This is a genomic window from Allobosea sp. 2KB_26, from assembly GCF_052115715.1.
Taxonomy (GTDB): domain Bacteria; phylum Pseudomonadota; class Alphaproteobacteria; order Rhizobiales; family Beijerinckiaceae; genus Allobosea.
In genome coordinates, this window is the sequence record NZ_JBFRHE010000018.1 from 47,274 (window position 1) to 61,392 (window position 14,119).

Sequence of the window (14,119 nt, forward strand, 5' to 3'; positions counted from 1 at the left end):
GGGGATCACTCCGCAGCCTGAGCGGCGCTGCCGATCGATTTCAGCGCACCCAACAGCAGCGGATTCAGTACGTAGCGCCGGATTTCCTCATTTGTTCCGGGAGCGAAGGGCTCGGCGGTCATGAGCCCTAACAACGAGCCGAAATCGATGATCTTGGCGCTCGTGAGATCGCTGGCCTCCGGTATCCCGGGCAGCACGCCTTCAGTAAGATAATAGGGTGTGATCCCACCATCTTCGAGCCATTTGGGGATGGCTTCGAACACCAGGCGCATTGGGCCAACCAAGCCGAGGTCGGCAAGAAGGGAACGGTCCCCGAGCAACTTCTCGCTTTGCCGCTCAATGCGGTTCTTGAACCTATCCCCTCGATCAACAACGGCCGCGCCGATAGCTTGCGTCATCGTGCGGTTGAATCCGCCCGTCAATCTTTGGACTTCGTTGCGATAAGCAGCGGGCACGTCCATCCGTCCCAGATGGTGTTCCATCATTGCGGTCGACCATAGCTGCAATGGCATAACTTTGACCTGCGATGATGGGAACGCCGATTTGGGAACCGATATCCAATTCAGGGCATGATCTGGCCCCCCGACGAACGCAACTGATAGTTTGCCCTCCCGAACGTTACGGGAGCGGAGCAGTGTCGCTACCCAGTTCTGATTCCAGTCTGAGCGCGAATCGACGACGAATAGGACGCGGCTGGCGTCCGAGCGCATGGTGCGAAATTCCTCCAGCAGAGCCTCCACGCTTGTCCATGATTTCGCGACGACTTCAGCGCGACGGCTGGATGAGGTGCGAGCCTCGAAGTCCTTCATCGCGGCCGCGACGATGCCGATGTCCGAAAGGGCGTTGCCAAAGATGAGGCTGATTGGAGCATGAGAGGGGATCGCCTCACCGGACAGAAGGTCATGCTCTTGTCCAAGGGTCAGCGGGCAACTGTGGCCGTTTGCGACCTTGAAAAGAGCAGGCAGGCGAAGCTCACGACGCATCGTCCTTGGCTCGAATGGCAGCTGTGCCGGTCGATCTATAAACTCCATAAGTCGGGAGGTGATCTTGGTCTCGTTACCAAGCAGCCGCAGAATGGCCTTCGAGCGCAAAGACCACATTTCATCCGAGCCTCGCCGCAAAACGCCGAGTCCTTCCATTTCATCGAGTAGATCCTCAACGATCGAAAGGCGGTGATTCTGAGTGAAGGCTGCGGGCCAGGCTCGCGAAGCCGCCTCCATAACCTCGACAGGCGACATGCCCTCCCCAACGCGCCCTTCCTCAGTATCGCGCAAGGATCTTTCGGCCATAATATTAGCAATTAAATCGTATCGATCGTCGATCTTGAGCGTATGATCGAACATTTCACCAATTTCGTTAGAAATGCGCTCGTTTTCCAAAGCCCTCTTCACGTGTTCATCGGTAATTTGGAGCAGGGCTTTATGTGTCTGTTCGACTTCTTTGGTTAAGGCTTCTAACAATCCTTTGCAGAATGTCTGGACAAGTACCGGATAGTAGTTGCAGTGGCTGAGAATTCGCCACACGTCCTCTCGATTCTGGAATTCATAGCCGAGGGCCGCGAACGGCCGAGTCACGAGAAGCTCAGCATCGCGAAGCTCCTCGTTCATTAACGGTCCGATCCGCTGGGGGTCCGACGCGATCTGTTTCAGAGGAGGGTTCTCGGTGTGAACAAGTCGAGTAACGTTATGCAACCCGGCGAGCACGAACTTGAAGCGTCGGCCTGTCGCATCCATCAACCCTTGCAGCGGAATGAACTCTCGAAAACCGTCCTCGGCATCGGCTTTGATGAACCGGTCAGCCTCGTCGAACAGCACGAGTATCCTGCGCCGACTGTCTCCATCAAGCCAGCGGGTCGCTCCGACGCGGAAGTCTGAAGCGCTCGATACCGGCTCTCGGAAAACATCTGGTAACTCCCGCGAAGCATACGTCCAGATCTCGCTCGGCATCGCATGGTTGCCGATAGCTAGGATGTTGACGTAGGCGACAGCATTCCCGGCAGCGGGTGCGTGCTCTTTAGTCTTAACCTGTTGCAGTAGTGCCGATTTGCCCAGGCGTCGGCCGCCATAAACTATGCACGATCCGGAAGGCTCCACCACCTTCCGATATTCCGTTTCGCGACCGAAGAATATCTCCGGAGGCACCGGCTGGTTACCGTAGTCGCGATATGGGGAGGCAAAGGAGAAAGGCTGCGCACATTCAATGAGTGTGAGAGATCGGAATTCGGCCTGCGACAGCGCAAAGAGTACGATTGCTTCATCTATTACGAGCACCTTTCGCTGCGCTTTGATCGAGTCGTATGCGAGTTGGCGGCGCCGGTCGCGAGAGACCGGTTCCGTCACCAGCAAGATCACTCCTTGAGCGCCGGCGTTGGCACAGAGGGGCGCGAGTTCGACTTCCGTCGGCATCCGAGCCAGCACGACAACGCGGTAATTGCCTCCAGTCAACGATCCGAATTCCGGGAGTAGAACGCCTTCGGCGTCCTGCTCGATGCGCAAGCGCATCTCCGCCGCATACACTTTTCGGCGTGTGTTCGACATGGACGCGTCGATCTTCTCCAACACCGACCGAAGCCCTGCGCGGTCAAGAAAGGAGCCAAGGAAAGCCATGACGGATTGAATGTCGGGAGCACTCGCTTGAACCCGCCGTGTAAGCTCTTGCCATTCGTCGTGCATCCGCAACGCGTCCTCACGGCGTGCCGCGGGGATGCGCGAGAACAATAGCGGGCCGAAATCAGTACCAGTCTCGATAGCTGTCCTAATCCGAGACCGGTCAACGTCCGCAGACGCTAGATGGGCAGGCACAACAGGGAAGAATTCCTTGAACTTTGGATTGGGAGAGGTACTAGCCGGGATGCCCCGGCCATCAACGATGAAGTCGAGGTACTCACCGGCCGTCAGAAGATCGTCCTTTTCGATCAACTGACGCACCCGAATGGCGTCTTCCGGCAATACTTTTCCGACTGTTACAATGCTCGCCAGTCGTGCGAGAAGATGTCCTCTGGGTTTGTCGAGCAGGTGGCCTACGCGAAAAACCACGTCGTCCAGGATGGCTTGTGCGGCCGCGAAATCCTGAATCGTCTCCTGCTCTTCCATTTCCCCGCGAGCGTCAGGATCCCTAAACGCAGGAATATTCGCGAGCTCAATTCGATCGAGAAACGAGATCAGATCCTGGCCGTCGTCCGCGCCGACAAGAGCGCCTAGTCGCTGCACCCGCTCAACCGAGCGGCGTGCCTCGCCGAGATCGAGGCCGAGTTGATCCTTTCGGGTCTGGGTGTTCGCGTGCAGAAGCAGGCGAACGTTCTCTCTCACGCCTTCGTCGATACCGCGAAATGCCGCTTGATCTAGAAGCATCCACGCGGCCACGTAACGATCTTCGTCCAAGCAACGTCGAACCATGTCCTCGAAAAAGCCTGGTAAAGGCTCACGTGGGACAGGTTCAGCCTGCAACAATCGCACAACAACGGTATCCGCCTCGTAGGGGGCGGGCAGCCACGAACTGCCAAAACGCAGGCCGGATACCCATGGCAGCGAGCCATGAACGGCGATGAGATGGTCGTAGGGCCCAATCTGTGGCAATTTCCCATCCAGCGCATCCCGCAACCGATGCAGCATCCGCTCCGCAAATGTCGCAGCCTCAATCACAAGCTTTGGCGATCCCTCGGGCAGTGACGTGAGGGCCGGCAGTGCCCGTTCGAGCCCGTGAATGATCGAGGAGCGAAGATTTTGCACGAGTGATCTTTGCCCGGCCACGTTCATGGCCGGAGTTGCGTCCTTTGCTTGCACGTAGGTTAGGCAAAGACCGGCGAGTTCGAGGATGTTCGCGACAAGTCGCTCCCTTGCTTCCCCGTCGACGCCCTGCAGGCGTCGGTTATTCGTCGCGGCCTCGGCTTCATTGAGAAGTTCAATAATCGCGGCGCGATCATTATAATCCTCGCCAAATTGTTTCGCAGCGGCCAAACCCTGATTTCCGTTGGCCGTCACCGCCTCTTGTAGGCGGCCCAATGCACCATCCCCTCGGACTAAGGCCGTCCGGATCTTGGTACCAAGCTGGAAGCGGAATTGAAGGCGACCGATCACTTCGATCTTCGCCAGGACATCGCCGCGGCACTCGTCGGCGTATCGATCACCCGCCGCTTGGACGTTGACAGCCCGAAACATGGCGGGGGTCAAGGTAAGGCGTGAACGCGACCCCTCTACGAGAGCATCACGGAGAGGATACAAACTCACGTCTAGTTGGGGCGAAATGGTTCCCAAGCTTGAAAGTATCTGCGCGGCTGCGGTGCTTGGATGAAAGAGGACCAGGGAGGAAACGACGCCGAACATCGCCAGGCGACGTGCCTGTCGTACTTCTTCCGAAAGATCATTCCGGCCCCCTTCGTGCGGTGGCGCAGAGTGATCGACGGCGACAAGAGCCCGTTCAAGCGTTGCCGCAAGCAACTGGTTCCCCTGCATCGCTGTGTGGTTGATATACGGCGTCATGGCGATGAGACGTAGTTCGTCAACATCGAAGGCGAATTCATGCGAAGGGAATGATGCGCCTGCAGCCCGTACGAGGTGGTACGCCAGCCCCGGCTCGAACGCTTCCATCAAGCTAATCGTCTTCCTTTCGATCCGTTCGATCAAAGGATCGAGAGGAACCGAAGGATTGTCCTCGGTCGTTGATGTGTCCGGCTTTAGCTTTAGTGTGTCGAAAATCTCGGGGGCCGGATCTTCAGTCGTCGACTCGTCGATAAATTCCAACGAAGCGTCGTCAATGCCAGCGCCTTGCGTCTCCTCAACTTGATCGAATTCGAGAGCGATGACCTCCTCGATGAAGGTAGCTGGTTTGTCGGCCGGAGCGTCAGGCGTTGAGGCTTGGTCGGCTGCGACTGAAATGACCAGCGGCGACGTTGGTTCTTGAGGCCTTGTGACAGCAAGATCGAGCCGGTCGAAATAGGTAGCAAGTTCCGACACCAGGGCCGCACGGACCGAATTTCCTTCGGACCTCCGATCTCGGGCTTCATCGAGCCTGTCCAGATCGCCCGTTTTCATCAAGTCTTTAGCTGACTTGAGGAGTAGCTCTGCGTGCGCATGCAGAGCGACCATCCTTTTTAGTTCCGCCTGCAGCAGAGCTTCAGCATCCACCGGCAGTTGAAGAGGCGAACGTCTCGATGCCTGGTCGCCAACACGCCAGTCGGAGAATGCCAAGTCCAGATCAGAAGCTAATCTGATCGCTGCCGCTATGATGGCTGTTCCATCAACGAACTTCGGTCGGCTCGCCTCCCAGTCACGTTGAGCGATCCGAGCCTCCACAAAGGCGCGTCGCAATTCTCGGAGAACGTCGGCGTTCGGTTCTTCGCCGGCACGCGACGAATTTTCAGCGATGCGGCGGATGGCGTCCTGCCACCGCACCTCGGGTGATCGAAGCTGGACGATGTTCTCCTCGAATTTGGGAGATTCAACGCTGATTTTGTCTTCGATGGGAAGCGGAGCTGCGACCTGTGGCCTCTCCGCATGGGCGGCCGTCACGCTCTTCTCGGGAACAAGTTTGGGCTTCGGCTTCGGTGGGGCCGACGGTGAGGCTCGGAGATGCACGATATCCCGATTCCAGTCGAAGTCGCCTTGCATGTGTTCTTCGACAGCGCGCAGGAATGGAATGACCTCGCCGAGATGTTCCTGGTCCTTCTCGGCGATTTTCAGGTAGTCAGGCTGGTGGCCCGCGCCGAGTGAAACGAGATACAGAACGGCTGCCGCCATGTCGGCGTGGCCTTTACTGCACAGCAATCCAAGTGATTTTTCATTATACCGAACGCCAACTGCAGACTTGTAGCCGAGTAACGTTTTAAGTCGCGAGTTAACGAGATTTTTGAATGGGTTGAATAGCAAGTAATCAGGGCGCTTGCGAGGGGGCAACGTCCGAATAGCTGCTCTGGTCAACGCTCGCAGAAAATTGGGATACCGAAAGCCTTCGATGAGTAGTGCGCAAAATTCGTCATATGATGGTTTGCGCTCAGGCCAACCATCGAAACCGGACAGTTCCTCGATCTCTCCGCGCCATTCGTGGATCATGCGCAACAGCGAGTTCGGGGCAGATAGCTTGTTTTCGAGCCAGTCTGTCGTGACGAAAGCGGGAACCGGTAGCACCGGAGCCTTCGGGAACTCGGACCAGAGGCCACGATTCTGATCCAGCAATTCCGCACTCAATTCGATGTCTCCTCGCTCGCCTTTTGATAGTTCTAGGGGGTGATCCGACACCTCAACTATTGACACATGCCGCTGGGTCGGCCCGGTGGGGGTAATCACCGGCAGTGACGGCGCCTCGTCCGAAGGTCCATCGGGAAGTACCCCATCGACCTCCACTTCGCTCTCGGGTGTGGGTTGTTCCGGATCGTCGTCTGGCGGGTCCCCGTCCTCACTTTCGTCGTCGTCGAGATCCGCATCATCAAGTGCGAACCGGGTCATGTAGTCGCGCGCCTTCGCTTCAAAGGAAAGGGGGGCGGGCAATGTCGTTGGAGCTGCGGTATGACCGTAGCCGTGCCGGAGGCTCGCGATCACGTAGGCGAGCCGGTCAGCATCATCCTCAGGCTGAAGGAGTGCCACGGTAACGTCGATCGGACGGGGCAAACGGTAGCTTTCGGACGAGATGTCGACCTCGCGCTCGCAGAGTATGGACTCGCCGTCCAATTCCAGCGGGACAGCCACCTTGAGCTTTTTGGCCGGCATCATGGCGGGTAGAGGACGATAAACGCTCAAGCCGCGCGGGAACGACATCTGGAAGTACCCGTGGGTCATCCAGTAGTGATTCCCCTTACTGGACGGCCCTCCCACCACCTTGACTGTTCGCTCGACGATGGTCGGACAATATCGCTCGTGAGCGCCGCTGGCGCCGACAGATCCATCGGTGGCGACGCGTTCGTAATAGCGGGTCTTGGCCTCGATTAGTCGGCCCGCCCTTCCACTCCTCACACGCACGAGACGGGCGCCGGTCCACGTTGTTGCTACGTCGATCTGCTCAGTGCCGATCCGTAGGCCTTCCGATATTCCCCTGTCCGTCAGCGATGGCCAAAGGGAGGCCGCAGATGTGGAATCAACGAGGACGAGGGGGCGATCGCCCGCAGCAACCGCGTCATCGACCACGCCTTTCACGAAAGATTGGAACGAGATGCTTTCTATCTCGCGACCGTCTCCAAGTGTCGCGTTGACTTCGGGGCTTGCGATCGACTTCAGCGCCTCGAATAAAGGTATCCAGGAACCCGACCAGCGCATGGCGCCCTGGTACCAGCCAACGCGAGCGGTCGTCTCACCACTGGCAGCGTCAATTCGGGTTGCCAGGCAGAGGCGCCCCCCTTGTGCTCCAGATCTGGTTCGCGATTGAGTGACGACCGAAATCCCGATGACAGCCTTGGGCCTCGTGGCTGCGTTCGGAAATCCACCTGATAAGACGCTGCCGATCTCCGTAACCAGGCCAGAATGTCCGAATAAGAGATCGTACACGGCTGCCTGCACTCGATGCAGGTAGTTCGCGAAATCCCGCGAGCGAAGTGTGGGTGGTCGCAGATACTGAACGTTGGCGTTGGCGTGGGAGGCGAGTGCGTAACGCCCAGCCAATTTATTGACAGGATCGTCCTTGCGCGTTCCGTACCAGTCGGATGCTTGGACGATGACATGATTGGCCGCGCCTTCGCGCGCGAGTGTTTCAGCGAGCGGGCGCCACCGTCCTACCCGTTCGGTGAACCGTTCACGAGCGGCGGCTTTGGGCGTATCGAGGTCCGATCTCGGACCATGCACCTTCTGTGGGAGGGCATGCTCGAGGACATCGACTGATTTGCCGAAGAGCGCGTCGACGCACATTCGTAATGTCGTTCGCTCCTGACCGGTGGGAGCGACGAGGACCAGGCGAGGAACAATGTCGCCGAAGGCCCGGATAACACGTTGACGGTTGAACTCCCGAACGAGTTCCAGCTCGGCTCGCGCCTTCTCCGCCTTAGTGTATTCGAGCTTCGGCGGAAGTTCGCCTGAGGAGAGAACTTCCCACGCTTCGCGAAAGCTGTCCTCGCCGACATCGTTTCGGCCGAGCTGCAGACCGATGTCCGCCAGGAGTGCCTCGATCGCTAGCGCCCTATGACGTTCTTCTGCGCGTTTGGGCACCTTTCTAATTTCGGGCGTTGATTCACACTCAAGCGGCCCGAAACCATCCCCCTTCAACAGCTCCGCGACTTTATCGATAAGATCGGACTGGTCCCGGGTTGACGCCCCGGTACCACCGCCATTGCGTCCTGAAGAAGCCGAGCGAGGAAGCCCGACGAACACGCCGCCAGCCCCCTGGCGAGCCACCATGTCGGGCAATGCGGCCGTCAGGTCGGCTCGGATTGCCAAAGCCTGGATCATGTACTCCGGGGAGAAGGGCTCGGCTATCTTTCCGCCAACCACATCTGCCGAGAACTCCACTGCGATGCGCGCGCCGGAGTTCCGTGCAAGAATATAACCGCGAGCTTTAGATTGCATTCGAAGTCGGCTGGCCGAGGGCATCTCGGTCAGCCAACGGCGGCGTCTAGCCGATACGACGAGGATGGGACGATCCAAGTAGGGCGCGGTTTCGACCGAAATGTAGGCGCACATCGAGAACGGGGCACCGTCCTTGCCGGTGGTTGGCCAAGTCATGAACTCGACCGAGTTGTCCCGAGAGCGGCCTCTCACAATTCGATAGACGGGTCCGAGGCCTTCGAAGAGTTCGTTACCTTCGAGACGCCGGGAGACGACTTGCAAGATTGCCTGCGCGGTGTCGCTGAACGGCGCACCCGACGCGATTCCTGCTGATAGGTCGAGGTTAGACTCCTCGGGAGGCTCGAAGGCCCCACCGGACGAGGCCAAGTCCGCGCGCCGTCAACGAGCGCTTCATCAACGTCAACCATCTCCGCCCAAGGACGCAAAACCATCGGTACCCAGGCGGCCAAGGCACCAGAGGCTCGTGAAGCGAGATCCGGATGGCCGCCTTCGGAATGGAGGACCGCACCGAAGCCTTCGCGCTTCCAGGGCGCACCCAAGTCCGGGGCCAGAAGCACGGCTTCGGGGATCTTGGTCAGCAGCGCGGCACGTAGTGAGGCATAGGGCAGCGACTTTCCTTCGGGACGTTCCGATTGCCTTGCCTGGTCGGCTATCGCACGCAACCGGCTCGCCATAACGGCCGTCCAACGCAACTTTGTCGTAGGAATGGCTTCCCCGGCCTTACCGGAGACTGACAGTGCGCAAACGGCGAGCCGTAGAGACGGTCGTTGCTCTTTGTCGATGCGATAGAATATCGGGGCGCTATCAATGCTCGTCGTCACGGTCTCGTCCATCGGGGAAATTTACGTTCGCACAGCGCTCAAGGGGATGCAGAAAGGGCTCGTAAAGGGCCCGATAGACCTCGCGATCGATCGGATCGTCAGTGCCAAGCCGATCCCGCAAGATGTCTCTCATCATGACAAGCATGCTGGTGCCACGCCCGTCGCGTTTGCCCGCGGCTGACATCGGTGCCCAGGCAGCATCCGCAAAGATCACGCGCGCTTTGCATCCATTCCGCATCGCTCGCCCGATTGTTTGCAGCACGTCGACCATGATGTCGGCCGTGAAGGGCTTAGCCAACGCGCCAAGACGGCTTGCTTGAATCGGGAATCGCAGAAGGCGGCGTGTCGTGCGCACGAGCTCAGCGCGAGCTGTGCGCCATGCGGTAGACAGGTCGTCGAGCGAGGCTCCTGCAGCATGCGCCGCACGATCGAACGCCAACGTCCGTGCGCCGGTGATGCCCGCCACGAGATCGAGGCTCTCGCTCGCCGGATGCGGGCGCGCCAAGAAAACAAGCGTGCCGATTAACGCGTCTCGGCGACGCTCTCCCATCTCGAATACGATGTTCACGCCGCGCGCGAGCGCCTTCATGGGGAAGACGATCACGTCCCAACTTTCGGGCCGAGCTCCTAATCGCTCCACCTGGGATGCCGTGACCCAGTCGCCAGCGTTGTTGGCCGGTACGACGTCAATCACACCAATGACCCGATCGGCCAAGTCAGGGCGGGTCCGCCTGAGATGGTCTTTTACCAAGGCGACCTGCGCATAACTATTGACGACGAGCCCGACCTTCCTTCCCCCGTCGAAGTCCCGGGTCATCTCGATCGCTAAGGGGTTCTCGCTCCGAAAATAGTAGTCGATCATCTTACGGAGAACACGATCGCGCTGATGCACGGGCGTTCCGCTGAACCTCAGGTGCCGTCCCGGATCGTCGGTATCGGGAATGGGAGAGAACGCATAGAGGCTGTCGCGCCAGCCTGTATCTTCGCTCGCCCGGCGAAGGATCAGATCGGGGCCAGCGGGAATGTGGTAACTCGGGCTCTCAGCCAGATAGGACGTGGCGCTTGCGAGAAGCACTGCCGGTCCCGTCGTCTGCCCGTCGTGACGAAACATCTCTTGCAAACGATACATGAGCACCCGGGGAGCGCCGCGGAACGCAACGTACTGGATCTTCGCGCTTGGCTGTTCCTTTCCCTCGTCCAAGTGGTAGCGAACGCCGGACATCCTGCCGATCAAGGATTCCGGGACGACGTGCGCAAGATCTTCAGAGATGCCCTTTTGGAATAGTGGCGCGCTGTGGATGCCTTCCGCCACCATGGCTTGTTGGGCGGGAATTAGTGCCAGAAACTGCATTACAACCGTGGTAACCCCGACAAGGAAACGGAAAAGGTCGGCGGCTTCCTCCCGACCAAGATCTGCCCTCGGCGGGATGAGCGCGAAAAGTCGGGCCCTCATCTTATCTAGAGTGGCATCTTTCTCCGTCTGGAGCGGCTCAGAAATCCAGTCTCGCATCGCGTTGGCGATGAAGACGGCGGCCTCCTCGACGTCCTGTTGGGACCGGCCTATCGCCGGCGCGATCTCCATGGGTTCGAAGGTATAGTCGTCATCATCGGCGGCTGTTCGCCGAAACATGGCAGCGCGAACGCAGCCGTCCCAGAACTTGTTTATGGCGTTGAACCGGTGATCCTCGATCACTCGGTCCTGTCCCTCCAATAGAGAAATGTCTGGTGGGCAGAACAACGTGGTGACGACGTTGTTACTGGTGATGAAGGTGTCCTTGAAGCGGCTGAGCGGCCCTTCAGAACCGTGGCGGGCACGGTCGGTCTGGATGTTCATCACGAGATTTTGGTTGAGCGCTCGGAAGTCTGAGGCTGCCATACTGTACTGCCTCACGTTAGAGGCAGTCATTGCATTCCTTCCGAGCGACACCGGCGTAAACAGGTCGCGCATCAGAGCATGCTCGTAGCTTTGTTCACTTCCCGTCAGGTCGAGGTCCGAGATCGCCTTCTTGTCGAGAACGGCCTGCGCCCCGTCTGCCTCGTCGATAATGACGAGATCAGCTGAACGGGCGATGGCCTCGAAATGCCTGATTTTCAAATCTGTGAAGTGTGGTTGGATGCGAGTGTCCATGGACAGCACATGACCGAGCCAAATCCGCTTTCGGGTCAACTCGCGCGGCGCGCGGAGGCGCCCGCACCAACCAGCGACTGGGCAGAGGCGTGTAGATTCAGCTTCGCCTTCGGTCCCGTCTTTCCTCAGCGGCCGCTGCTTAATCGAGGTGCAGGGCGGCTTTAGATGCGGGAAGTCCCGCCCCGCGTCAGGGTCCGAGTCAAACGCGCCGATCGCGCAGTTCAGGGCGAGCAGACTAGCGCCCGGTGCCGTTCTGCCGAAGCCGTGAAACTCGTCGCCGGCCAATCGCTCAGCTAGCTTCCGCGCGTGTTCGATCCGGGTCTCGGGGGACTGCCCTACCAGGAGGCCGACCTCGGCGCCGTAAAATGATAGATCGGAAAGGAGATTGAGCGACGTCTCGATCGATGGGAGCAGAACGACGCTACGGTAGTCATTCCGATCGAGCCACATCAGCAAGAGCACGATCAACGTGGTCTTGCCCGTGCCCGGTAGTCCGATCAGATGCTTGAGCCCCTCTAACCGGATGCTTTCGGTTTCGATCAAGCGCCCGGCTGCCCTATCGGGGACCAGGACATGTACCTTGCGATTGCCGGTAGATTCGCGCAGCCGCGCGAGCCAGTTCCCCTTGGGACGGCCTGGCGCGGCATCATCGCGAGCATCTAACTCGGCGGCTACCGCTTCGAGGTCTGCGATTGGAACCTCGATAGGCCCACGAGGTCGGCGTTCATGATCATGCGTCGGAGGCGCGGGCAGAGCGGGCAATTCACTCAGGTCAAGGCCGATGCGCTCAGTGCGTTCTCCTTGGCCGGTGATCACGCTCATCCGGCGGGCAGGGTCCGCGCGCCGGATCGTCTCCGGGTCGAAGGGAAGCCCAGCTTGCAGCTTCGCGATCATTCCCGCGAGCGTTGGGTCGTCCGACCTGACACGGCAAAAAAACGGATAGCCAGCGCGATCGGCCTCGATCCGGTAAGGCGGCTCGATGTATCCGGGACTTCCGGCGTTATCGTATTCCCAGCCCACCGCGTCGTATATGAACTGCCGAAGTTGGATGTCCGAGGCTGGGGCGACGCCCATCTGGCGCAAAGAAAACAACGCGCGGGAAGCGTCCGCGCTGCGTGGGTGATCGAGGATTGAACCGAAGCCCGACATAAGCGCCGGAACATTGGTCATGTCGGTCTGCCCGAGAAGCTTGTCCAGGACGACACACAGCCACTGGGCGCCCATCGCCTGTACGAAGCCTTCGGGCTTCGTCCTCACGAGCCGAACTCCCGCATGATCTGTGAAACAAGGAGGAACTCGATGGTTTGATCTCCGCCGTAGCTGCTTCGCAATTGTTGGATGTAACTCGGATTGCGTTGCAGCTTGTCGTCAGGGATCGCCACAATTCGCCTGTCGAACATCGGCAAGCGCCCGAGCGACCTTGTCAGCTTGCCGCCGAGTAAGATCGGGCTAGCATAGGTTTTGACGTCGATCCCGACTGCCAGCCCATCGACACCGACGTCGGCTGCGTCGGAAAAGGGATATAAGACGACGTCCTTGCCGGCTGTCTTCAGGGCATCATGAATCCTGATCTCGTCGATACCCGGCCCAACCCAAAACGCCAGAACCGCTGTAGTTGCCAGGCGCCAGCGGCGCGGCTCGTCCAGCACTTCTCCCAGCTGAGCGTCCGGATTCGCCAACCGGCACTGACGCACGCGGCAACGACCTTGGGGATAGCTCTGCCGGTCTGCATCCGGCCACAAGAGGGAACGGCAGTGCGCGCAACGGTGGGCGACTTCGCCGAATAGCGCCCCCAAAGGGATAGGCCGATAAAATTCCATGATGGTGCGAGCCGCTGCGATGTGGCTGCCCAGAGCGATCTTCGCATGCAGATCGTCCTCATGGATCAACGGATGACGGACGCACAGCTCGCGGATGTCGGTGTATGCCTTTGCTCTAGCTTTCTGGGACAGGTCCCTTATCGCTGCCTGTAATCTCTCGTGATGGATCTCCTCCAGCGCGGCTATCTCGATGCCGCCGCCGGCCCTCGCCATTTCCCGACAGTCCTCGGTGGGAGCGCCGGTATCGGGATCGACCAAGCTGACGTCGGCATAGCGGAAACCTTCCGCAAAGGCTGGAAGGCCCCAATCGCGGAATGGCTCGGCCGCTTTCGCCATCAGGTCATGGATACTCGCGCCGAGGTCAAGTTGGTCGGGCCCTGCCAATAGACATTGCGCGGAAAGTAGCGCCAACGCACGTCTAGCTGAAGCGGGCAAAGTCGCGTCCTGGCGAACGGGTATTGCGTCGTTGACGACGCGCCCATGAATGTCCGTCAAACCCTTCGCGAGACGCAGGGCAGTAACTTCCGCCTCAAGCCCGCGCATAGTGCCCAATGATCGGCATCGGAGTTTCGCGGATTTCCTCGTAGGACAGATTGCTCGGGCGGAACCGGGCAAATCCTATCCGTGGATCGATGGGGGCCCGGATATCCTTTGGCATGAGACCATCGTCCTCGGGCCACACGAGGAACTCAGTAAGCCGCAACGGGCGGCAAGCGAGCTGGAATTTGGAATGAGGAAGGGAGAGAGAATCATTCCCGTGCGCAAGGGCCTCGTCGTCTACCTCTTGGCAAGGCTTGGGCTGCTTGATGCCGTGCGACAGGGTCGGGATGTCGAATAGACACGGGGCATAAGGTGTCTCAATCCGAC

General features: G+C 59.3%; 4 protein-coding genes. 1 reads left to right on the forward strand and 3 read right to left on the reverse strand.

Annotated elements, in window-relative coordinates; genetic code table 11:
* Positions 1–5 precede the first annotated feature (5 nt).
* The 3 genes from AB4099_RS29815 to AB4099_RS29825 form a co-directional block, all read right to left on the reverse strand.
* A complete protein-coding gene (locus AB4099_RS29815) occupies positions 6–8,849 on the reverse strand; it encodes an RNaseH domain-containing protein (RefSeq protein WP_441480762.1) in 8,844 nt (2,947 codons plus the stop codon).
* A 438-nt stretch (positions 8,850–9,287) separates the two neighbouring features.
* Entirely contained in the window at positions 9,288–12,689 is a 3,402-nt protein-coding gene (locus AB4099_RS29820; RefSeq protein WP_441480763.1) for a hypothetical protein, read from the reverse strand.
* Complete coding sequence (locus AB4099_RS29825; protein ID WP_441480764.1) at positions 12,686–13,795, reverse strand: restriction endonuclease-related protein; 1,110 nt, start codon at positions 13,793–13,795, stop codon at positions 12,686–12,688. Before AB4099_RS29825 ends, AB4099_RS29820 begins: the two co-directional genes overlap by 4 nt.
* Here AB4099_RS29825 and AB4099_RS35245 point away from each other — a divergent pair.
* Positions 13,737–14,090: a hypothetical protein gene (locus AB4099_RS35245; RefSeq protein ID WP_465248480.1), complete on the forward strand. Its 354-nt coding sequence runs from the start codon at positions 13,737–13,739 to the stop codon at positions 14,088–14,090. The genes AB4099_RS29825 and AB4099_RS35245 overlap by 59 nt on opposite strands.
* The last annotated feature ends 29 nt before the right edge of the window (positions 14,091–14,119 follow it).

What these genes read in the sequence shown, in the direction of transcription:
- AB4099_RS35245 (WP_465248480.1), top strand. Translation starts at nt 13,737, where the DNA reads ATGTCCGTCAAACCCTTCGCGAGACGCAGGGCAGTAACTTCCGCCTCA.
- AB4099_RS29825 (WP_441480764.1), bottom strand. Translation starts at nt 13,795, where the DNA reads ATGCGCGGGCTTGAGGCGGAAGTTACTGCCCTGCGTCTCGCGAAGGGT.